The following is a 20,182-nucleotide window of genomic DNA, read 5'->3' as shown; positions in this document are numbered from 1 at the left end:
ATGGATGTTGCAACCCAGATCCTGATTTCCGGCCTGACTTTGGGCGCGGTCTATGCGGTCTCGACCATTGGTCTTGCGCTGATCTTCGGCGCGCTGAACATGCTGAACATGGCGCAAGGCGGTCTGCTGGCGCTTGGCGGCTATATCGCGATGTGGGCGATGCAGGCGATGGGCTGGCCTGCACCGCTGGCCGCACTGGCCGCAATGGCGGCGGGTTCGCTGGCGGGCGGGCTGATCTTTGTCGCCGCCGCGCGGCCGATGCTGGGCGGCGAAGGGTTCGAGACCCGCATTTTCATCGCCACCATCGGCATCGGGCTGATGCTGGAAAGCGTGATCCTCAAGCTTTTCGGCCCGCAACCCCAGGCGCAGAGCCTGAAGCTGGAAGGCGGTATCATGCTCGGCCAGGTCAACCTGCCCTGGCAAAATGCGCTGATCTTTGGCACCGCGCTTCTGATGCTGGTGCTGGTGGCGGGAATGCTGAACCGCTCGCGCCTTGGGCGGGCGATCCGGGCGACCTCGATGAACCGCGATGCGGCGCAGCTGATGGGGGTGCCGATCCGCCGGATCTACCTCACGATCCTGATGCTGTCGGGCGCATTGGCAGCACTGTCAGGGATCATGATCTCGTCAATGTCGGGGCTGTTGCCGAATATGGGGGCGGACCCGATGCTGAAGGCCTTTATCATCTGTGTCGTGGCGGGGCTGGGGAATGTGCCGGGTGCCGCGCTGACCGCCTTTGCCATCGGCATGCTTGAGGCAGTCATCCAATACATTTTCGGCGTGCAATATGCCTTCGCGATCCTTCTGTGCCTTGTAATCGCGGTGCTGATCTGGAGACCGCAGGGCGTCTTTGGCCAGAAAGAAGTGGTGCGGCTATGATCCGGTCTCCTGTCAGACGCGATGTCGTGATTGCGCTGGTGCTGTTTCTGCTGATGCTGGCGGTGCCGCTTTTGACCGGCACCCGCTATGTGCTGACGCAGCTGACGGTGTTTTTCATATGGGCGGTGGTGGCGAGCCAGTGGAACCTTGTCCTCGGCGTTGCGGGGATCTTTTCACTGGCGCAGATGGCGCTCTTCGCGGTCGGCGCCTATGCCACTGCGATGCTGGCCTATTATATCGGGCTGATGCTGCCTGCTGCGATGCTGCTGGCGGCCCTGGTGACGGTTGGGGTCTCGCTGGTGATCGGCTTTGCCTGCCTGCGGCTGAAAGGCCCCTATGTGGCGCTGCTGACGCTGGCGATCGGCCAAGTCATGTATCTTCTGGTCGTGAATGACACCGCCTGTTTCACCACCCCCGCCTCGGGCTGCCTGCCTTTGTTCGGCGGCGCGCGCGGCTTTTCACGGTTCGGGGATCTGGGGTTCCGAGATCTGCTCGGCTCGAAATGGTATGTCGGGCATTACTATACCGGGCTGGTGCTGCTGCTTGCCGCACAGCTTTTCTGCATCGCGATCATCCATGGCCCGCTGGGCCTGGCCTTCCGGGGCCTGCGCGACAATCCCGGCCTCGCGCTGGCCCGTGGCGTGTCGAGGATGCGCTATCAGCTCTGGGTCTTTGGTCTTTCCGCCTTTTTCACCGGCCTTGCCGGCGCCTTTCATGCCGCGCATTTCGGCGTGGTCGGACCGACCGCCTTCGCTTTTGCAATGCTGCTCTTCATCCTTGCGATGATCGTGGTCGGCGGGCTTGGCACCACCTGGGGACCCCTGATCGGGGCCGCGCTGCTGATGTGGGCCGATGAGGGGCTGCGCGAAGTGTCCGACTGGCGCGAGATCGGCATCGGGCTTGTACTGGCGGGCTGCGTGATCCTTTTTCCCAAAGGGCTTGCCGGAATCCGGTTGAGGTTCAGCCAGGGGCGCGGTCAGAGGCCGGATGCACCACCTGCGCCCCCGCCTCATACCAAACCGGTCTGACCGTCCGGAGCCGGAACCATCACCACCCCCCATTGGCGGGCAATCCGGGGCGGGCAGCGGGGGCCGGTGAAGCACAGGCCCCCGCCATGGGTCGGGCAAAGGGAGCAGCCCGGCCGGGGAAAGAAGCGCCCGGATCCCGGGCGGTCAGATCGCCTGAGGCCGGAAATCCGCATCGCGCGCGGGCATCACATTGCGCAAAAGCGTGATGGATTTCTCGAGCCCTTCGAGCGAATTCAGCAGCACATCCTCATGCTCGATCGAAAGCCAGCCATCGTAACCCGCCATCTTCAGCCGGTAGCAGAAGTGCCGCCACCACTCCTCACCATGGCCGAAACCAAGCGTGATATACGACCAGCTGCGCGCCGGAATATCCATCAGACCGCCGTTTTCCAGCAGGCTGGTCGTGGCCTGTTTCGGCGCGTTGAGGAAGGTATCCTTGGCATGGACATGAAAGATCGCCTCACCGAGCGCCCCGGCTGCGGCCAGCGGGTCGGCCCCCATCCAGAACAGATGGCTCGGGTCGAGATTGGCACCGATCACCGGCCCGACCGCCTCGCGCAGCTTCAGAAGCGACGGCACGTTATAGACGCATTGATTGCCATGCATCTCGAGCGCGATCTGCGACACGCCCGAGGCTGTCGCCAGATCAGATATCTCGCTCCAGAACGGGATCAGCTTTTCCTGCCATTGCCATTCGAGGATCTTTTGCATCTCGGGCGGCCAGCTTGCCACAACCCAGTTCGGCATCAGATCGCCCTCGCGCCCGGCCGGAAGACCCGACATGGTCACAATCTTCGTGATCCCCATATCGCCCGCGATACGGATGGTGTCGCGCAGGCATTCCGCCTGATGCGGCTCGGTCGGATGCAGCGGATTGCCGTTTGCATTCAGGCAGATCAGCTCCAGCCCGCGATCTGCAAATGCCTTCAGGAAGGCCTTGCGCGCGCCCGCATCGCGCGCCATCAGCGCAAGGTCGAAATGCGGCGCGGTCGACCAGCCGCCGGTATTGACCTCCAGCCCCGCGACGCCGAGACGGGCGGCGGTCTCCAGCACGCCCTCAAAGCTGTCACCGCCGAGGCTGTCCGTTACGAAACCAAGCTTCATGGTCAGTCTGTCCTTTTGCGGTAGAATTCCGGCTGCGCGATCATTTCGACGACAACCCGTCGCCCCTCTTTCAGCGATCTCACCCCGGCTTCGGCAATCACCGAGGCGGCATATCCATCCCAGGCACTGGCCCCATCCGCCGGGAAGACCCCGCTGCGGACAAAGTCGATGAAAGCGCGGTTCTGGCGGCGATAGGCCTCGGCAAAGCGCGGGCGCCAGTCGGCGGCATAGGTGGTGACCTGTTGCAAGCCGCAGTCGATGCGCGAATGCAGCGGGGCAGAAAGCGAAACCGCACCGGTTTCCCCGACCAGCTCACCGCGCACGTCATAGCCATAGGCGGCGTTGTTATTGACCTCGATGGTGACGACCTGGCCCTGATCCGTTTCCAGCACCATCACCACGGGGCCGACCTTGCCGCTCGCGAGGTGCGGCGAGAAGGCCGTCACGGCGACATAATCCGCTCCCAGCACGAAACGAGCCACGTCGAATTCATGCGGCGCGGAATTGGTGATCGCCATATCGGCGGTGAAACCGGCGGCCGGGTTTTCGACATTGCGGTGGAAGTTGTGCATCATCACCGCGCGCCCGATCAGCCCGTCGCAAAGCGCCGCGCGCATCTCCTGGTAAGACTGGTCAAAGCGGCGCATGAAGCCAAGCTGCACCCGCTGCACGCCTCCCGCCTCTTCGGCCTGCATCACCTGCAGGCATTCGACGGATAAAGGCGACAGTGGCTTTTCGCACAGAACCGCCTTGCCGGCTTTCAGACAGGCCAGCGTCAAGGGCGCATGGGTGAAATCGGGGCTGGCGATCAGCACCGCGTCAATATCCGGTCTTGCGATCAGTGCCCCGGGGTCGGTACCGGCCTCTGCGCCGCAGCGGTCGGCAAGTGAGCGGGCGCGGGCCGGATCGGCATCAACGATCAGCCGCAATTCCGTCCCCGCCAGATCCTCGGCGAAGATCTTTGCATGATCCGCGCCCATCACCCCTGCGCCGATGATCCCAATTCTTACAACCATCTGTGTCATCCCTACCGTTTCACAGCCCATTGCCGCAGCAGCCGGTCGCCAAGCGCTGCCGCCACCACGATCACCCCCAGCGTGAGGATGAACCATTGCGGCCTGACCCCCATCACCACCAGATAGGACTGGATCGACGACAGCACAAAGGCCCCCATCAGCGCGCCCGGCAGCGACACCCGCCCGCCCGCCAGCAGACAACCGCCCAACACGCAGGAGGCAATCGCCTGCAACTCCATCAGCCGGCCCATCGAGCCATCGGCAAAGCCGAGCTTGCCGGCCTCAAGCCCTCCGGCGAGGCCCGCAAGCAGCCCGCAGATCACGAAGGCCGAGAATTTGATCCGGTCTACCCGGACGCCGCGTGAATGGGCACTTGCGGCCGAGCCGCCAACCGCCAGCAGTCGATTGCCGAAGGGCGTGGCGCGCAGCAGGATCATCAGGACCACGAGGCTCACCAGCAGCCAGATCAGGCCCGTGTTGAAGCCAAGAATATCGCCGCCGCCGAAGAGCCAATAGGTAAATCCCCCCCGCGCCGCATAGGGGATCGAAAAGGAAAACCCGTCGGTCAGCGCGATGGCGATGCCACGAAAGATCATCAATGACCCGAGCGTGATGATCAGCGAAGGCGTGCCGGTTTTCGTGATCAGCCAGCCGTTGAAAGCGCCGATCAGCCCGCCCACCGTCACCGCCGCCAGCATCGCAATTGCCGGGTCGATCCTGAGCGCCAGCCAGAGGTAGACCAGCGCGCCCATGCCGAAGGTCGATCCGACCGAAATGTCGATCTCGCCGGTGCCGATCACCAGCGCCACGCCCAGGGTCATCAGACCCAGCGTCGCCGTAACCTGCAAAATCGTGGCGAAATTATAGAGATTGGCCCAGCGGCCATCGGAACTGGTGGCGAAGAAAACGACCAGGAGGCCCGCGATCAGGAAGATGCCGATCTCGGAATGGCGCCGCACCAGGCGCTTAAATCCCTGCGCCGCCATCAGACGGCCTCCCGCTTTTCGACCTTGCGGCCGCCCTGGCGAATGACTTCCTCCAGCGCGTCGGCGGTCATGGCGCTGGTCGCGGCGTCTTCGATCTTTTCGCCGTTTTCCATGATGATGATGCGGTCGGCGAGCTTGTGGACCTGGAAGATGTCATGGGTGATATAGATCACCAGCAGGCCCTGTTCTTTGAGGGCCACGGCCAGTTCATTGACATGTTCGCGCTCGCGCACCGAAAGGTGGTTCGTGGGCTCATCCATGATGACAACGCGGTTCTTGAATTCGACCGCGCGGCCAATTTTCACCGACTGGCGTTCCCCCCCCGAAAGCCGCTCGACCTCGTCATCGGCCGAGACATTGTCGCGCAATCCGAATTCACGGATCACCCTGGTCGACATCTCGCGCATCTTTTTGAAATCGAGGATCGGGATGCCGAAGATCCGGCGCACCGGTTCACGGCCAAGGTAGAAATTGCGCGCAATCGAAAGGTTGTCGCAAAGGCCGACCGATTGCTGGATGGTCTCGATCCCCTGGTCGATGGCGAGTTTCGGGTGGAATTTTTCCACGCGCTCGCCATTGAACCAGACCTCGCCCGAGGTCGGTTTATGGATGCCGCAAAGCACGCGGATCAGCGTGGTCTTGCCCGCGCCATTGTCACCCACAAGGCCGATCAGCTCGCCCGCATTGAAATCGAGTGAGACGTTTTTCAGCGCGTGAAAGGCCCCGAAGTAAAGCTGGAGGTTTTTGACCTGGATCAGCGGAGTGCCGGACATGGGAGGATCCTTTCGGGTCAGACAGAATGCCCTGCCCGGCGGGCAAGGGACTGGTTGAAAATGACGGCGACGATCAGGACCACGCCGACAAAGGTGATGAACCAGGAGGACGGCGCGCCAAGCGCAATCAGCTCGTAGCGGAAGCTCGTGATGATAAAGGCACCCAGCACCGCGCCGACCAGCGAGCCGCGGCCACCTGACAGGAGGCAGCCGCCGATCACGGCTGCGGCAATCGCCTCCAGCTCCATCAGATCGCCCAGCGTCACATGGGTCTGCGGCTTGTCGGCGAGTGTCACGATCCCCGCGAAACCGGCCAGGAGCGCGCAAAGGGTGAAAGTGGCGATCTTGACGTGATCCGATCTGACGCCGCGCGATTCCGCACTGTCCTGTGCGCCGCCGGTCGCCAGCAGCCGGTTCCCGAACCTTGTGCCCCAGAGCATGATGTTCAGCGCGATACAGAGGCCGATCATCCAGAAAATCGCCGCCTCGATCCCGAAAAGCTCGCCGCCGAACAGCCGGGTCAGCGGGTTGATGCGCGCCGCTTGGGAGAAATTGTTCACCGAGCCGCCGGTCCAGACATAGATCAGCCCGCGCGCGGCAAAGAGACCGCCCAGCGTCACGATCATCGAAGGAAGCTTTCCCTTCACAACCAGCAGGCCCTGGACCGCCCCCACCAGCGCCGCGATCAGCAGCGCGAGGATAATGGCGCCTCCGACCCCATATTGCGGCTCGAAAGTGATGAAGGCGACGCCCGTGAGCCCATAGACCGACCCGACAGAGAGGTCGATTTCCTTTGTGATGATCACCAGCGCCTGGCCCATCGCAACAAGGCCGAGTATGGCCGAGAAATGCGCCACATTCGCCAGCGTCTGGCTGCGCCACCAGCCAGAGAAGTCAACAATGCTGAAGACGGCAAGCATCAGCACGACACCGATCACGGCGCCGAAACTCTGGCTCCGGACGAGAGCTTGCAGGGGGGTTTGCATGAGGATCTTCCTCTGGCAGGCGGGCATATGCGGCGCGTTGGCAGGACTGGCCGGGAGACGCCCCCCGGCCGGCAGTGGCACCAGAATTACCAGGTGTTTTGCTGGTTATAGGCCTCTTCGCCAAAGACGCTGCGGACCAGATCAGACCATTTGTCAGCGTTTTCTTTGGTGATGATGATCGGGCCGGTCAGAATGTCCTGCTGCGGCGCATAACCGTGTTTTACATTCCAGTAGAGCCATTCCAGCGGCGCATAGCCCTGCAGCCAGAAGCCCTGGCTGTTGGTGGCAAGCACATGCCCCTGACGGACACCCTCAATCGAGACCGGGCCTTCATCGACGGTCAGAACGGTCACGCCCTCCATATCGACATCGGGCGAAAGCCCCATCTCATTCGCCACCCCCCAGGCCCAGGGTGCCGACCAGCCGGCCACGGTGAAGATGTAATTGGTGTCGGTATTGGCCGAGAGATATGATTGCAGCGTGTTGCGCGCGGTCGCGGGTTCGGCCCCGATGAACAACTCGTCGAATTTTGCGCCCGACGCCTCCATCACTTCACGCATCCCGGCGCACCGCTTTTTCAGCCCCTCATGCGCGCTGTCATGGCTGGCGCAGACCACCCGGGTCGGCGCGGGGACCACACCGGCCTCGACCTGCGACAGGGCATATTCGCCCAGCTTGCGGCCAGTCAGCAGCTCGTCGCCACCGACATAAGTGACATAGGGAATGCGCTCGCCCTCGGGGCGGCCATCGGCGATGTTGAAGGCGACAACCGGGATCCCGGATTCGATGGCGCGGCGCAGCGGGCCTTCAAACGCGTCCGGGCTGACGATCGGCACTGCGATCCCGTCGGGCCGGGTGGCAATCGCCTGTTCCAGCAGCCGCACATGTTCCTGGATCGAATAATTGTTGGTCGAGATATATTCGGCTTCCACATCGGGGTATTTCTTGCCGAATTCCTCCATCGCCATGGTCAGCCAGTTCATATTCGGATCGTTGGACCCGATATGCGAGACCACGACGAAGCGCAGTTTTTCACCATCTTGCGCCATGGCGGCGTCGGGAAGGGTCGCCGTGAGGGCGGTGGTCGCAAGCGCGGTCGCGGCCAGAATCCAGCCTTTGAACGTCATCATCTTTTCTCCTCCTCCAAGGGTGCAATGAATATTGCAATCATGGCAAAGTTGCGAAAGATGATTGAACGGCTGTTTCTGATGCAAATCACATCATTTGATGTCGCATCAGTTTTCGGGTGGCTTTGGGCGGCAGAGGGGGGCGGAAATGACGGAAAATTCCCGCATTCAGGGCTGGAAAGGCCCAACGGTAAAAGAGGTTGCGCGGCTTTCCGGTCTTGGGCCTGCAACGGTCGACCGCGTGCTGAACAACCGGCCGGGGGTGCGGGAAAAGACCCGCAACCGGGTTGTGGCGGCGCTCGACAAGCTCAGCCAGGAAAACCAGGGCCGCGAGGAGGCGCTGGATCTGCGGCTGTTCTGCGAATCCGGCACAAGCTTCAACGCCGCGATGGATGCGGCCGCCGATGCGGTGAACCGCTCGCTTCCCGGCGTGCGGATCAGTGGCTTTTATCTGACCACCCGCGAGGCCGATCCGGCGCTTTTCGCCCGCCAGATCGAACAGGGTGGCAGCGGGTCGGACGGGGTGATCGTGGTCGCGCGCGAACATCCGGCGATCAATGCAGCGCTGCGCAAACTGGGCCACCAGGGCGTGCCAGTGGTCTGCCTGACCAGCGATCTGCCCAGCTCGCGCCGCGCCGCCTATGTCGGCAATGACCAATATGCCGCCGGCAGCGTGGCGGCTTTGCTGATCGGCAGCCGCCTCTCGCAAAGCCGCGCCAGCATCCTCATCGTCTCAAGCGTGCCATTCCGCTGTCAGAAAGAACGCGTGATGGGCTTTCGCCGCGTATTGCGCAGCGATTTTCCGCATCTGCGCATTCAGGAACAGGTGATCGCCAATGACGACCCCGAGACCACGCATCAGCAGCTGATCAGCCATTTCCGCGAGCATGGCGTGCCGCTGGCGATCTATAATGTCGCCGGCGCCAATCGCGGCATCGCCTGGGCGCTGGAGGCGCTTGGCCGCGACCGTGATCCGGTTTTCGTGGGTCATGAACTGACGCCGCATTCCCGCGATCTCCTGAGCAGCGGCGTGATGGATTTCGTGATCTCGCATGATTTCACCGCCGAGCTTTCCCAGGCCGCGCTCTGGATCCGCGATGCGGCGCGGGGTGTCACGGTGCAGCCTGCGGCCTCGCAGATCCTGCTGCACACGAAGTATAACTGCGCGCTATAGAGTTGCTTTGCGCTCTGGTCGCCACAGCATGAACAGGCCAAAAGCCCATATCCCCGCCAGCGCGAACCAGGTGGCCGCATAGCCGAGATGGCTGTTTCGGAACTCTACCACCGTCAGCCCCGGCACCGGCAGCGTGCCCGGCGCCGCCGCATCGCCCGGCTGCCCCAGATCGAGGAACCAGGGCGCCACCTGGGGCAGCCCCAAAGACCCCGCAATCGCCAGGACATCGCGCGAGAACCAACGGCCCGATGCCGGATCATTTGAGCGCAGGAAAGCGCCATCGGGCTGGCTTAACCGCAAAAGCCCGGTGAGGCGCTGTTCGCCCCGGGGCGGGGCGGGCAGCATGTCGCGGGCGGCTTCGGGGATAAAGCCGCGATTGATCAGGATGAACTGGCCATCATAGCTGATGAAAGGGCTCACGACCCAAAAGCCGCGCCCCTGCACCGTGAGCGCCTGCACCAGGGTCGATGGCATTTCGAGATACTGGCCCGTCAGCGCAAGGCGCATATATTCCGGCGCCTCAATCGCCGCGAAATCCGCCGCCCCCGGGGGGGGCACCGGCTTTGCCATCAGCCGTGCTTCGGTCCGGGCGATCAGATCTGTCTTCCAGGCCAGGCGCTGGACCTGCCAGACGCCCAGCCCGATCAGCCCGGCAAAGACCAGCGCCGCCAGCAGCAGCGCGACGATACCCGCCGCGCCGCTGCGCCGGGCCGTCACGACCCGAAACCCTGCAAGGCCTCGTGGTTCATCTGCGGCATCATATTGGTGTTCATATGATACATGACCCAGATCGAGCCCGCGAGCATGATCACCACCACGATCAGCGTGAAGATGGTGGACATCATGGTCCAGCCTTCCTCGTGCCTGGTGGTCATATGCAGGAAATAGATCATATGGACGATGATCTGCACCACCGCGAAACCCACGATCAGCGCGATGGTCGCAAGCCGGCTCTCAAAACCGCCGGTCATGACCACCGCAAAGGGGATCGCAGTCAGGAGGACCGACAGGATAAAGCCCTTGATATAGCTGGCATGGCTGCCATGCCCATGATCCTGGCCCCCGCTTTGGCCATGCGTGTCGTGATGCGCGCCCATCAGATCATCCCCAGCAGATAGACAAAGGTGAAAACGCCGATCCAGATGACGTCAAGGAAGTGCCAGAACATCGACAGGCAGCTCATCCGGCGGATATTCGGCCCGGTGATGCCTTTGACAGACAGTTGCACCATCATGGTCACCAGCCAGATTGACCCGAAGGTGACGTGCAGCCCATGGGTGCCGACCAGCGCGAAGAAAGACGACAGGAAGGCAGAGCGGCCAGGACCCGCGCCCTCATGGATCAGGTGGTAAAACTCGTAAATCTCGATCCCGAGAAAGGCGAGGCCGAAGAGCAGCGTGGCAAAGAGCCAGCTCAGCATCCGCCCCTTCTGCCCGGCATACATCGAAAGCATCGCAAAGCCGAAGGTGATCGACGAGAAGAGAAGCATCGCCGTATTGATCGCGACAAGGTTCAGATCAAACAGCACCTTCGGCCCCGGCCCCGCGGCATAAGAGGTGCCAAGCACCCCATAGACCGCGAAAAGCACCGCGAACATCAGGCAGTCGGACATCAGATAGACCCAGAATCCGAGGGGGGTCGACGCCCCCTCTTCCGGGTGATGTTCAGACTGATCCCAGTATTTCGCGACCGCCTCAGGGTTGTTTTGCGCATAGATCGCGGCGGGGTTGGCGGGTGAAAAAACGCTCATCGCTCAGCTCCCCGCCGCTGCTTGCAGCTGTCTGGTGCGCGCGGCCTCTTTCGCCTCGATCTCAGAGACCGGGATGTAGAAGTCGCGGTTGTAGTTGAAAGTATGCCAGATCGCGACCACGACCAGTGCCCCGAAGGACAGGATCGCGAGCCACCAGATATACCAGATCATCGCCATGCCGAAGACGGTCGCAATCGCCGAAAGCACCACACCCGTGCCGGTGTTTTTCGGCATGTGGATGGCGTGATATTTGCCGGTCGGGCGCGCGGCCCCCTCGCGTTTCATATCCCACCAGGTGTCAAGCCCGTGGCTGACCGGCGTATAGGCAAAGTTGTAATCCGGCGGCGGTGAAGAGGTCGCCCATTCCAGCGTGCGGCCGTCCCAGGGATCGCCGGTCTCGTCGCGCATCGCAGGGTCGCCCCGCTTCCAGATCGAGATACCCATCTGCACGAACATCGCCGCGATCCCGATGGCAATCAGCACCGCGCCAAAGGCCGCAACGCCGAACCAGATCTGGTAAGACGGGTCATCGAAGACGCGCAGACGGCGGGTGACGCCCATCAGCCCCAGCACATAAAGCGGCATGAAGGCCATCCAGAACCCCACAACCCAGAACCAGAACGAGACCTTGCCCCAGAAGACATTCAGCTTGTAGCCAAAGGCCTTGGGCCACCAGAAGTTGATCGCGGCAAACAGGCCGAACAGCACGCCGCCGATAATCACATTGTGGAAATGCGCCACCAGGAAAAGCGAGTTGTGCAGCACGAAATCCGCCGGCGGCACGGCCAGCAGCACGCCCGTCATGCCGCCCACCGTGAAGGTCAGCATGAAGGCGATGGTCCACATCATCGGAAGCTCATACCGGATGCGGCCCTTATACATGGTGAAGAGCCAGTTGAAGAGCTTGGCCCCGGTCGGGATCGAGATGATCATCGTGGTGATCCCGAAGAAGGAGTTGACGCTCGCCCCCGACCCCATCGTGAAGAAGTGGTGCAGCCAGACGAGGTAGCTCAGGATCGTGATACAGATCGTCGCATAGACCATCGACGAGTAGCCAAAGAGCCGCTTTCCCGAAAAGGTCGAGGTGACTTCCGAGAACACGCCGAACAGCGGCAGGATCAGGATATAGACCTCGGGATGGCCCCAGATCCAGATCAGGTTGACATACATCATCGCATTGCCGCCCGCTTCATTGGTGAAGAAGGCAGTGCCGAGATAGCGGTCCAGCGTCAGAAGGATCAGCGTCATCGTCAGGATCGGGAAGGAGGCCACGATCAGGATATTGGCGCAAAGCGAGGTCCAGGTGAAAATCGGCATCCGCATCAGGGTCATGCCGGGCGCGCGCATTTTCAGGATCGTGATCAACAGGTTGATACCCGACAGCGTGGTCCCCACACCCGCGACCTGCAGGCCCCAGATGTAATAATCGACACCGACATAGGGGCTTGATTGCAGCCCTGACAGCGGCGGGAAGGCCAGCCACCCGGTCTGTGCAAATTCCCCGATGAACAGGGATGCCATGGTGATCACTGCGCCGCCCACCGTCATCCAGAACGAGAAATTGTTCAGGAAGGGGAAGGACACATCGCGTGCCCCGATCTGCAGGGGCACGAGGTAGTTCATCAGCCCGGTGATGAAAGGCATCGCCACGAAGAAGATCATGATCACACCATGGGCGGTGAAGACCTGATCGTAATGGTGGCTGTTCAGATAGCCTTCAGAGCCGCCAAAGGCCCAGACCTGTTGCAGCCGCATCATCAGCGCATCGGCAAAGCCCCGCACGAACATGATCAGCGCGAGGATGATATACATGATGCCGATCTTCTTGTGATCGACCGATGTGAACCACTCTTTCCAGAGATAGCCCCAGAGCCTGAACTTCGTCAGCGCGGCCAGCAGCACGAGGCCGCCCAGCACAACGCCGGCAAATGTGACCCAGATGATCGGGTCTTTCGGAATGGCCTCCCAGTTCAGGCGGCCCAGAAGAAAGGTTGTGGGCTGAGCGCCCGGCGCATCTGCCATTTCTCAGCGTCCTTTCAGAAATCTTCGCCCGCAGCCGGTTCCGGCGCGATCTGGCTGAACTGGGTGTTGGCCCGGCCGAAAAGGCCTGACGGCGGTGTCAGACCGGCACCGCGCATCGGGCCGGGCGCGGTCACTTCGCGCGGCGCGATGACGACGCGCTGGCTCAGCATCCGGGCTTCTTCATCCGGGCCACAGAATCCCTGGATCATATTGGCATTGCCGCCGAGCACCGGGATCGCGAGGCTGCGGCCATCGGCGCTGGCATATCTCGGCATCAGATTGAGGACGCCGGCACGCCCCGCGCCGCCTGCGGCGTCGATCTGCATCATTTCGGCGACGCAGATCTTTCCCTCTTCGACACAGATATTGACGACCCGCGCGAACAGCACCGGATCAACCCCGGCATAACCACGCGGCGGCTCGTTCTGGCTTGGGGCCGCGAGCGCCAGATAGGTGTCGCGGTCAAGCATCCCGCCCGCCGCCTTCGTCTCGGAGACAAAGCCGTCAAACCCGGCCTGATCGGTCACCGTGGTCACGAAATGCATCCCCGAAAACCCGGCGCCGGAATAATGCGAGGCGATGCCTTTGTAATCGCCCTGCTCGTTCAGCACGCCATGGAGCTTGGTCTCCATCCCCGGCATGGCATAGATCATCCCGGCCATGGCGGGAATGTAGAAGGCATTCATCACCGTGGATGAGGTCAGGCTGAATTCAACCGGCGTATCTTCGGGCACCACAAGGCGGTTCACCGTGGCGATCCCCTGATCGGGGTAGATGAACAGCCATTTCCAGTCGAGCGCGACCACTTCGACCTTCAGGGTCTCGTGGTCTTCGGTGACGGGGGTGTTCACATCTACGCGATCAAGCGGCCGGTAAGGATCCAGAAGATGGGTCCCCACCCAGGTCAGCGCGCCCAGACAGATGATCAGCAAAAGCGGCACAGCCCAGATCACCAGCTCGAGTTTGGTCGAATGATCCCAGTCGGGCTGATAGTCTGCCTCTTTGTTTTTGCTGCGATATTTCCATGCGAAAAACAGCGTGAGCAACATCACCGGCACGATGATGAGAAGCATCAGAAGCGTTGTCTGCACCAGCAGATCGCGCTGCCGCGCGGCGACGTCTCCTGCCGGGGCCAGCACTTCTGCCTTGCATCCCGCCAGTGCCAGAACCGCGATCATCAGAAGAGTCGCCGGGGATTTTATAAATGATTTCATATGACTGCCTTCATCTGCCGAAGTGGTCACGCTGGGCGGGCCTGACTGCCAGGCCCCCGGGCCTCTCTCGCCTAACGTCATGCGGCGGCGCAGAACATGCGGCGTTTTGCCATATGCCGGATAAACCTTATTCAGGGGCAAGTGAGTACAGGCGCCCCACCGCGACCCCTGCAAAAGGGGGCCGGGGCAGATCCGGCGCTTCTGATCCTGCCCAATTCCTGAACCAGCCGGGACCCCATTCAGATGCCGAACCCTTCCGCAACTGGCCGCAGCAATACCAGCAACGAAGCGATCCATTCCGTGTCGCCTTCTGACATCGCGGTCGGCGTCATCATCGGCCGCGCGTCAGAGTTTTTCGATTTCTTCGTCTTTGCCATCGCGGCGGTGATCGTCTTCCCGAAACTGGTGTTTTCCTTCACCGATCCGCTTTCGGGCACGCTCATGTCCTTTGGCCTGCTGGCGCTGGCCTTTGTCGCACGCCCCATCGGCTCGCTTTTGTTCATGTGGCTCGACCGGCAGATCGGGCGGGTGGCAAAACTGACCATCGCACTTTTCATGATGGGCACGGCCACGGTGGCGATGGGGCTTCTGCCCTCTTATGACACGGTCGGGATCTGGTCGGTGGTCATTCTGGCTGTGCTGCGGATCTGTCAGGGCCTGGCGCTGGCCGGCGCCTGGGACGGGATGCCGTCGCTGCTGGCGATGAACGCGCCAGAACATCAGCGCGGGCTTTACGCAATGGTGCCGCAGCTGGGGGCGCCGATCGGGCTGATCGTCGCGACATTGCTGTTCGCCTATCTGCTCCACAGCCTCAGCCTGCAGGATTTCATGGAATTTGGCTGGCGCTATCCGTTCTTTGTGGCCTTCGCGGTCAATGTGGTGGCGCTGTTCGCGCGGCTGCGCATCGTCGCCTCGCATGAATTCCAGGCGCTCTATACCTCACGCGAATTGCAGCCGACCCCGGTGGGCCAGACGCTGCGCGAAGATGGCAGCACCGTGATTCTCGGCATTTTTGTGCCGCTGGCCACATTCGCGATGTTCCATATGGTGACCGTGTTCCCGCTGTCCTGGATCAACCTTTACACCGATGAAACCATTGGAGAATATCTGCTGCTTGATGCCGGAGCGGCCGCGAACGGGATCCTTGCGGTGATCCTTTCCGGCTGGCTTGCCGATACATTCGGACGGCGTCGGCTGTTGCAGGCCACCGCCGTTCTGATCGGGCTTTTCGCCATCGCGGCACCGGTGCTTTTGTCGGGCGGGCGCAGCGGAGAGGTGGTCTATCTGCTGCTGGGCTGGACCATTCTGGGGCTGAGCTTCGGGCAAAGCTCGGGCGCGGTCGGTGCGCTGTTCGGGGCCAAGAACCGCTATACCGGCTCGGCCATCGTCTCGGACCTGGCATGGATGTTTGGCGCCGGTTTCGCGCCCATCACCGCGCTGTTCCTGGCCTCGGCGCTTGGGCTGCCGGCTGCCGGTCTATACCTGCTGTCCGGGGCAGTCTGTTCGATCATCGCGATCTGGATCGCCGGACGGCTGGAATTCCGCGCCGCCGGCTGAGCCAGGCATTTCTCAGGCGCTGTGCCGCATCTCCGGGGCAGCGCCTTGCATCTGATCACAGGCACAAAGCCCATGCCGGAGATGGCGCCGCACCAGATCGCGGCCCTCGCGGCCGTTCAGCAGCCGCCGCGCCGGATCGGGCAGGCGCGTGGCAAGCCCTGGCAGAACCGCCAGGATCTCGGCCAGCGCGCCGGGGCGCAGCATTTTCTGCGCCTCAGACCCGGGCAGGAAGGATTCCGCCGCCGCCCCTTCGGCGTGGATCACTTCATGAGCATCAAACAGCAGATGGAAATATTCGGTCTCTGACGCATCCTCGCAGATCGCAATCCCGTCAAAGCCGCTCATATGCTTTGCCGCAAGCAAGATCCCCTCGCGCGCGAAAAGATGGCTGACAATGCGCGAGGACATCAAAAACCGGTGCTGCTGCGACACGATAAGATCGCGCAGCGGCAGACCATTGCCAAGCGCTCCTGCCCGGAGCCGGACCGGGCGCAGCCCCGGATCTGCCTGCATCTGCGGCGCGCTCACCTGGCGCGAACCGATCCAGCGCAGCACCTGCGGCCCGTGATCCAGCGTCAGCACCAGATCGCCCGCCACCAGATCTTCGACCGCAATTTCGCCCCTGGGCGTCGCAATCCTGGTGCCGCGCGTGAAACAGATCACACCGGTCGTTTCGGTGTTCAGCGCCATGGCGTCGACCGTGGCGCCGCCATTCTGGATCCGCAGCCCGCCCGCGACCGCGTTCAGCACCCCATCCGCCAGATCGGCGCGCATCCATTGCAGTGGATTGCCATAGGTCTGGCCGGGATGCGCGGCATTCCAGGCGTCCAGCGCCGCGTGATTGTAATAGGCGGTCAGGTCGACGAAGTCATTGTTGAGGCTGTTGCCGTCATTGATCGCCCCGGTATTGCCGGTGCCGAAATCGGCGATCAGAATCTGCCCGGTCGTGGTATTGATATAAAAGACGTCATTGCCGACACCGCCATAAAGCGTGTCATTGCCGCCATCGGCGTAAAGCGAGTCGCTGCCCGCGCCGCCATAAAGCTGATCAGCCCCCGCGCCGCCGTAAAGCCGGTCATCGCCGGCATCACCGTAAAGCGTATCATTCCCGGCATCGCCATAGAGAACATCATTGCCGTCACCGCCAAAGGCTGTGTCATTGCCGGCGCCGCCATAGATCAGATCGCTGCCGCCATCGCCGCGGACAATGTCGTTATCGGCATCGCCATAGAGCGTATCATTGCCCTCGCCGCCCTCGACCGTATCATTGCCGGTGCCGCCGTAAATCGTGTCATTGCCGGTGCCGCCATAAAGCGAATCGTCGCCGCCGCGGCCCTCGATACTGTCGTTTCCGGCGCCGCCGCTGATATGGTTCGTATAGGAATCGGCCCCGGTCCCCATCTCGTCATAACCGATCAGCGTATCGTCGTAGCTGGACCCGACAATGCCATCCACGCCTGCATAAGTGTCGCCGGCAGCATGGCCTCCCGAGCCAGTCCAGGTCGTCAGGTTGACATTCACCGCCGCGTTGGAGGCCGAATAATCAACGATATCAAGGCCGGCGCCGCCGCTCAGGTAGTCCGCGCCCTCGCCGCCGGCCAGAGTATCCGCCCCATCGCCGCCATAGAGCGAGTCATTGCCCGCGCCGCCATAGAGAAGATCATCGCCGGCCTCGCCGTTCAGAACGTCATTGCCAGCCCCGCCGTAGAGCGTGTCGTTTCCCGCGCGGCCGTTAAGCGTATCGGCGCTGTTACTGCCCGTAAGGGCGTCATTGCCGTTCGAACCGTTATACGTTGGCATGGTGAGGGTTCCACACGAGGAAGACCGCCAGAGAACACAGCGGCCCGTAACATCTATCCTCCCCTTATGATTACAATTCGACAGAATTGCGGCAGATTGCCGACGCGGCAGCAGGCGCCGCGCCGGGCCAGTCGGTCAGGCATGCGGGCGGATCTCTTCGCCCCTTTCTGCGGCAGCCTCGTCGCGGGTCTTGTGGCGGATCACCAGCCCCGCAAGGATCAGGGCAAGAATGGCCGCGAGGGTGACCCCGGTGAAGGCCTGTTCAAAGGCCGCGCGGGCCAGGGTGATCACCTGATCGGCCTCGCGCCCCGGCAGGCTGGCTGCAAGGATCAGCGCCTCGTCGAGACTGTCGCGCGCCTCGTTTGCGATGGCGATGCCTTCGGGCAGAACGAGGCTGCGGGTGTAAAGCGCCGACATCAGGCTGCCCAGCAGCGCAACGCCAAGGGCGCCGCCCAGCTCATAGGACACTTCCTCGACCGAGGCCGCCATGCCCGCCCGCTCTTCCGGCGCCGAAAGCATGATCGCGACCGACGCGCCGGTCATCGCCGCGCCGATCCCGAAACCCATCACCGTCAGCGCCGCAAGCCAGGCCCAGGCTGGCCCCTGATGCAGCGCCAGATAACCCGCCAGCGCGAAGCCCGACAACAGAAGCGACCCCCAGAGCACCCGTGACGCGCCAAGACGCGGCAGCGCCAGCCCGGTCAGCGGCCCGGACAGGAACGAGGCCAGCGGGATCGGCAGGATCAGCAGCCCGGCTTCCAGCGGAGAGAGCCCGTCGACCAGCTGCAGACGCTGGCTGAACACCAGTTCGAACCCGATCAGCGCCGCCGAAGCGGTCAGCGCCGTCACCACACCGGCCGAAAACCGGGCATTGCGGAACAGGCTGAAATCGATCAGCGGTCGCGTCGCGCGCAGCTGGCGGCGCAGGAAGATCCACATGGCCAGCGCCCCGATCCCCGCCGAAAGCGCCAGCGCCAGCAGATCCGGCTCGCGTTTGGCAAGTTCCTTGATGGCAAAGACGAGACCGACCAGCCCGACCATCACCTGGACCGAACCGGCCAGATCCCAGGGGCTGTCCGGATTGCCCGGACGCCGCTTCAGGAGCATTGCGCCGCTGATCAGCGCCAGGATCACCACCGGCACATTGATCAGGAAGACCGAGCCCCACCAGAACCATTCCAGCAGCACGCCGCCCACCACCGGCCCAAGCGCCGCCCCCCCCGAGGCGACCGCCGCCCAGATGCCGATGGCGAATGCGCGCTCTTTCTCATCGGTGAAGGTCAGCCGGATCAAAGACAGCGTGGCCGGCATCATCATCGCGGCCCCAAGCGCCAGCAGCACCCTCGCGAAGATCAGCATCGCAGGCGTGGGCGAAAAGGCGGCGACCACCGAGGCGAGACCGAAGACGCTCAATCCCGCAAGGAACATCTGCTTATGGCCCAGCCGGTCGCCGAGCGTCCCCAGCCCCGGCAAAAGCCCGGCGACGACCAGCGGATAGGCATTGACGATCCAGAGTTTCTCGGTTGCCGTAGCACCGAGATCATGGGTCAGGCGCGGCAATGCGGTATAGAGAACCGTCATATCGATGACGATCAGGAACAGAGCACTTGAGATAATGGCAAGAACAAGCCAGCGATTGGCGGCAGACATCGGAAGGATCCGTTACTCGGTGAGGGCGTCATGCGCCCCGGCTGCAATATAAATACAACTGCATTGAAACGAAAGAGCCAGGATGTCGGGACGTCCGCGCAGCATAGACCGAGAAAAACTGCTTGATGCGGCCGAAGCGATTGTCGCGGCTGAAGGCGCGGCGGGACTGAGCTTTGGCGCTCTGGCCAAAGCCGCCGGGGTCACCCGCGGTGGCGTGCAATATGCCTTTGGCACCAAAGAGAACCTGATCCGCGCCATGGTCGACCGCTGGTCGGACAGTTTCGAGACCGATGTGCTGGGCGGCCTTGGCCCTGACCCGACGCCGCAGGCGGTGATCCAAAGCCATGTCCGCGCCAATGTCGCGGCGGCCGATGCCGATTTCGCCCGCTCGGCCATGATGATGACCGCGATTTTCCAAAGCCCGGACCAGGTGGCGGAAACCCGGGCCTGGTATGACAGGCGGCTGGGCGGGCTAGATGTCAGCCGCCCCGAAGACCGCGACGCCGCCATTGCCTTTCTCGCCAGCGAAGGGGTGTTTTTCCTCAGGAGCTTTGGGCTGATCGGGCTGGATGACGCCGCCTGGCAGCAGATCTTCGCCGGCATCTCACGCCTTGCGGGCGGCCCGGGGGAAAGTGAACCCTGACGGGGCCGAACCGCAGTGGATCACTCCGCAAAGGCCTCACCTCAGCCCGGCTCGGCACAAGACCCGGGCGGGCGCTCTGGCTCAGCCGCCGCCTTTCTGACCCGCCTGAGGCTCGATCCGGTACTTTGTACCGGCGGCAGCCTTGCGTCATTCTCGCTGGTCACCGGCGAAGAAACCGCGCGCCTGCTGCGACGAACTGGTGCCACTTTTGGGCGAAGAACCGCGCGCGCCAAAAGCAGACCCCAGACGGCTGGTTTCAATCCGGGCGGGCAAGATCTCCTCTGCAGGGCTGGGCGAGGTCCGGGAGATGACCGACATTTGCGCTTCTTCGATCGGCCTGTCGCGCCTGCCTGATGGTCTGGTCATCGCGACCAGACGCCCCGGCACCCGATTATCAGACCTGATCCAGGAACACCGTGCTGGCCCTGGTTTGCGGCAATGCGGTGATCTGGAAACCGTCAGAGAGACTACGC

18 protein-coding genes are annotated in these 20,182 nt (G+C 62.7%); 5 read left to right on the top strand and 13 right to left on the bottom strand.

Annotated elements, in window-relative coordinates; all coding sequences use genetic code 11:
* Both JC607_RS01205 and JC607_RS01200 read left to right on the top strand, forming a co-directional pair.
* Positions 1-879, top strand: a complete 879-nt coding sequence (locus JC607_RS01205; RefSeq protein WP_198835103.1) for a branched-chain amino acid ABC transporter permease — start codon at positions 1-3, stop codon at positions 877-879.
* On the top strand, positions 876-1,907 hold the full coding sequence (locus tag JC607_RS01200; protein WP_198835102.1) for a branched-chain amino acid ABC transporter permease: 1,032 nt from the start codon (positions 876-878) through the stop codon (positions 1,905-1,907). The genes JC607_RS01205 and JC607_RS01200 overlap by 4 nt, the downstream gene beginning before the upstream one ends.
* 144 nt (positions 1,908-2,051) lie before the next feature.
* Here JC607_RS01200 and JC607_RS01195 read toward each other — a convergent pair whose 3' ends face one another.
* From JC607_RS01195 to JC607_RS01170, 6 genes are all read right to left on the bottom strand, one after another.
* A complete protein-coding gene (locus tag JC607_RS01195) occupies positions 2,052-3,011 on the bottom strand; it encodes a sugar phosphate isomerase/epimerase (RefSeq protein WP_198835101.1) in 960 nt (319 codons plus the stop codon).
* A gap of 2 nt (positions 3,012-3,013) precedes the next feature.
* A complete protein-coding gene (locus JC607_RS01190; RefSeq protein ID WP_198835100.1) occupies positions 3,014-4,027 on the bottom strand; it encodes a Gfo/Idh/MocA family oxidoreductase in 1,014 nt (337 codons plus the stop codon).
* A gap of 11 nt (positions 4,028-4,038) precedes the next feature.
* Complete coding sequence (locus JC607_RS01185; RefSeq protein WP_198835099.1) at positions 4,039-5,013, bottom strand: ABC transporter permease; 975 nt, start codon at positions 5,011-5,013, stop codon at positions 4,039-4,041.
* Positions 5,013-5,786 (bottom strand): ATP-binding cassette domain-containing protein, encoded by a 774-nt coding sequence (locus tag JC607_RS01180; protein WP_198835098.1) that lies wholly within the window; start codon positions 5,784-5,786, stop codon positions 5,013-5,015. Before JC607_RS01180 ends, JC607_RS01185 begins: the two co-directional genes overlap by 1 nt.
* Positions 5,787-5,803: 17 nt before the next feature.
* On the bottom strand, positions 5,804-6,772 hold the full coding sequence (locus tag JC607_RS01175) for an ABC transporter permease (protein ID WP_233092519.1): 969 nt from the start codon (positions 6,770-6,772) through the stop codon (positions 5,804-5,806).
* Between the two features lie 86 nt (positions 6,773-6,858).
* Positions 6,859-7,902: a sugar ABC transporter substrate-binding protein gene (locus JC607_RS01170; RefSeq protein ID WP_233092518.1), complete on the bottom strand. Its 1,044-nt coding sequence runs from the start codon at positions 7,900-7,902 to the stop codon at positions 6,859-6,861.
* Between the two features lie 145 nt (positions 7,903-8,047).
* Between JC607_RS01170 and JC607_RS01165 the strand changes: the two genes are divergently transcribed.
* Positions 8,048-9,073, top strand: a complete 1,026-nt coding sequence (locus tag JC607_RS01165; RefSeq protein ID WP_198835097.1) for a LacI family DNA-binding transcriptional regulator — start codon at positions 8,048-8,050, stop codon at positions 9,071-9,073.
* Here the strand turns inward: JC607_RS01165 and JC607_RS01160 are convergent.
* From JC607_RS01160 to cyoA, 5 genes are read right to left on the bottom strand one after another with little or no spacing between them, the layout of a single operon-like run.
* Positions 9,068-9,790 carry an SURF1 family protein gene (locus tag JC607_RS01160; protein WP_370584719.1) on the bottom strand — a complete coding sequence of 241 codons (723 nt, stop codon included), beginning with the start codon at positions 9,788-9,790 and terminating at the stop codon, positions 9,068-9,070. The two genes, JC607_RS01165 and JC607_RS01160, sit on opposite strands and share 6 nt — an antisense overlap.
* On the bottom strand, positions 9,787-10,170 hold the full coding sequence (gene cyoD, locus JC607_RS01155; RefSeq protein ID WP_198835096.1) for a cytochrome o ubiquinol oxidase subunit IV: 384 nt from the start codon (positions 10,168-10,170) through the stop codon (positions 9,787-9,789). The genes JC607_RS01160 and cyoD overlap by 4 nt, the downstream gene beginning before the upstream one ends.
* Positions 10,170-10,823 carry a cytochrome o ubiquinol oxidase subunit III gene (gene cyoC / locus JC607_RS01150; protein WP_198835095.1) on the bottom strand — a complete coding sequence of 218 codons (654 nt, stop codon included), beginning with the start codon at positions 10,821-10,823 and terminating at the stop codon, positions 10,170-10,172. Before cyoC ends, cyoD begins: the two co-directional genes overlap by 1 nt.
* Positions 10,824-10,826: 3 nt before the next feature.
* Positions 10,827-12,845, bottom strand: coding sequence for a cytochrome o ubiquinol oxidase subunit I (cyoB, locus tag JC607_RS01145; RefSeq protein WP_198835094.1), 2,019 nt, complete (start codon positions 12,843-12,845; stop codon positions 10,827-10,829).
* Positions 12,846-12,859: 14 nt separating this feature from the next.
* Complete coding sequence (gene cyoA, locus JC607_RS01140) at positions 12,860-14,059, bottom strand: ubiquinol oxidase subunit II (RefSeq protein ID WP_198835093.1); 1,200 nt, start codon at positions 14,057-14,059, stop codon at positions 12,860-12,862.
* Positions 14,060-14,302: 243 nt separating this feature from the next.
* On the opposite strand from cyoA, the gene JC607_RS01135 reads away from it, so the two are divergent.
* Complete coding sequence (locus JC607_RS01135; RefSeq protein ID WP_198835092.1) at positions 14,303-15,616, top strand: MFS transporter; 1,314 nt, start codon at positions 14,303-14,305, stop codon at positions 15,614-15,616.
* Positions 15,617-15,628: 12 nt separating this feature from the next.
* Here JC607_RS01135 and JC607_RS01130 read toward each other — a convergent pair whose 3' ends face one another.
* A complete protein-coding gene (locus JC607_RS01130) occupies positions 15,629-17,416 on the bottom strand; it encodes a Hint domain-containing protein (protein ID WP_198835091.1) in 1,788 nt (595 codons plus the stop codon).
* A gap of 135 nt (positions 17,417-17,551) precedes the next feature.
* Positions 17,552-19,066, bottom strand: coding sequence for an MFS transporter (locus tag JC607_RS01125; protein WP_198835090.1), 1,515 nt, complete (start codon positions 19,064-19,066; stop codon positions 17,552-17,554).
* A gap of 82 nt (positions 19,067-19,148) precedes the next feature.
* Between JC607_RS01125 and JC607_RS01120 the strand changes: the two genes are divergently transcribed.
* Positions 19,149-19,709 carry a TetR/AcrR family transcriptional regulator gene (locus JC607_RS01120; RefSeq protein WP_198835089.1) on the top strand — a complete coding sequence of 187 codons (561 nt, stop codon included), beginning with the start codon at positions 19,149-19,151 and terminating at the stop codon, positions 19,707-19,709.
* Positions 19,710-20,182 lie beyond the last annotated feature (473 nt).

It is taken from the genome of Paracoccus sp. IB05, from assembly GCF_016405985.1.
Classification (GTDB): domain Bacteria; phylum Pseudomonadota; class Alphaproteobacteria; order Rhodobacterales; family Rhodobacteraceae; genus Pseudogemmobacter.
Note: the sequence above shows the minus strand (reverse complement) of the source record. Positions and strands in the feature narration are given on the sequence as shown.

Excerpts from the sequence above, each read along its gene's own strand:
- JC607_RS01205 (WP_198835103.1), top strand. The coding sequence starts at position 1 with ATGGATGTTGCAACCCAGATCCTGATTTCCGGCCTGACTTTGGGCGCG.
- JC607_RS01200 (WP_198835102.1), top strand. The coding sequence starts at position 876 with ATGATCCGGTCTCCTGTCAGACGCGATGTCGTGATTGCGCTGGTGCTG.
- JC607_RS01195 (WP_198835101.1), bottom strand. The coding sequence starts at position 3,011 with ATGAAGCTTGGTTTCGTAACGGACAGCCTCGGCGGTGACAGCTTTGAG.
- JC607_RS01190 (WP_198835100.1), bottom strand. The coding sequence starts at position 4,027 with ATGGTTGTAAGAATTGGGATCATCGGCGCAGGGGTGATGGGCGCGGAT.
- JC607_RS01185 (WP_198835099.1), bottom strand. The coding sequence starts at position 5,013 with ATGGCGGCGCAGGGATTTAAGCGCCTGGTGCGGCGCCATTCCGAGATC.
- JC607_RS01180 (WP_198835098.1), bottom strand. The coding sequence starts at position 5,786 with ATGTCCGGCACTCCGCTGATCCAGGTCAAAAACCTCCAGCTTTACTTC.
- JC607_RS01175 (WP_233092519.1), bottom strand. The coding sequence starts at position 6,772 with ATGCAAACCCCCCTGCAAGCTCTCGTCCGGAGCCAGAGTTTCGGCGCC.
- JC607_RS01170 (WP_233092518.1), bottom strand. The coding sequence starts at position 7,902 with ATGATGACGTTCAAAGGCTGGATTCTGGCCGCGACCGCGCTTGCGACC.
- JC607_RS01165 (WP_198835097.1), top strand. The coding sequence starts at position 8,048 with ATGACGGAAAATTCCCGCATTCAGGGCTGGAAAGGCCCAACGGTAAAA.
- cyoD (WP_198835096.1), bottom strand. The coding sequence starts at position 10,170 with ATGGGCGCGCATCACGACACGCATGGCCAAAGCGGGGGCCAGGATCAT.
- cyoC (WP_198835095.1), bottom strand. The coding sequence starts at position 10,823 with ATGAGCGTTTTTTCACCCGCCAACCCCGCCGCGATCTATGCGCAAAAC.
- cyoB (WP_198835094.1), bottom strand. The coding sequence starts at position 12,845 with ATGGCAGATGCGCCGGGCGCTCAGCCCACAACCTTTCTTCTGGGCCGC.
- cyoA (WP_198835093.1), bottom strand. The coding sequence starts at position 14,059 with ATGAAATCATTTATAAAATCCCCGGCGACTCTTCTGATGATCGCGGTT.
- JC607_RS01135 (WP_198835092.1), top strand. The coding sequence starts at position 14,303 with ATGCCGAACCCTTCCGCAACTGGCCGCAGCAATACCAGCAACGAAGCG.
- JC607_RS01130 (WP_198835091.1), bottom strand. The coding sequence starts at position 17,416 with ATGCCAACGTATAACGGTTCGAACGGCAATGACGCCCTTACGGGCAGT.
- JC607_RS01125 (WP_198835090.1), bottom strand. The coding sequence starts at position 19,066 with ATGTCTGCCGCCAATCGCTGGCTTGTTCTTGCCATTATCTCAAGTGCT.
- JC607_RS01120 (WP_198835089.1), top strand. The coding sequence starts at position 19,149 with ATGTCGGGACGTCCGCGCAGCATAGACCGAGAAAAACTGCTTGATGCG.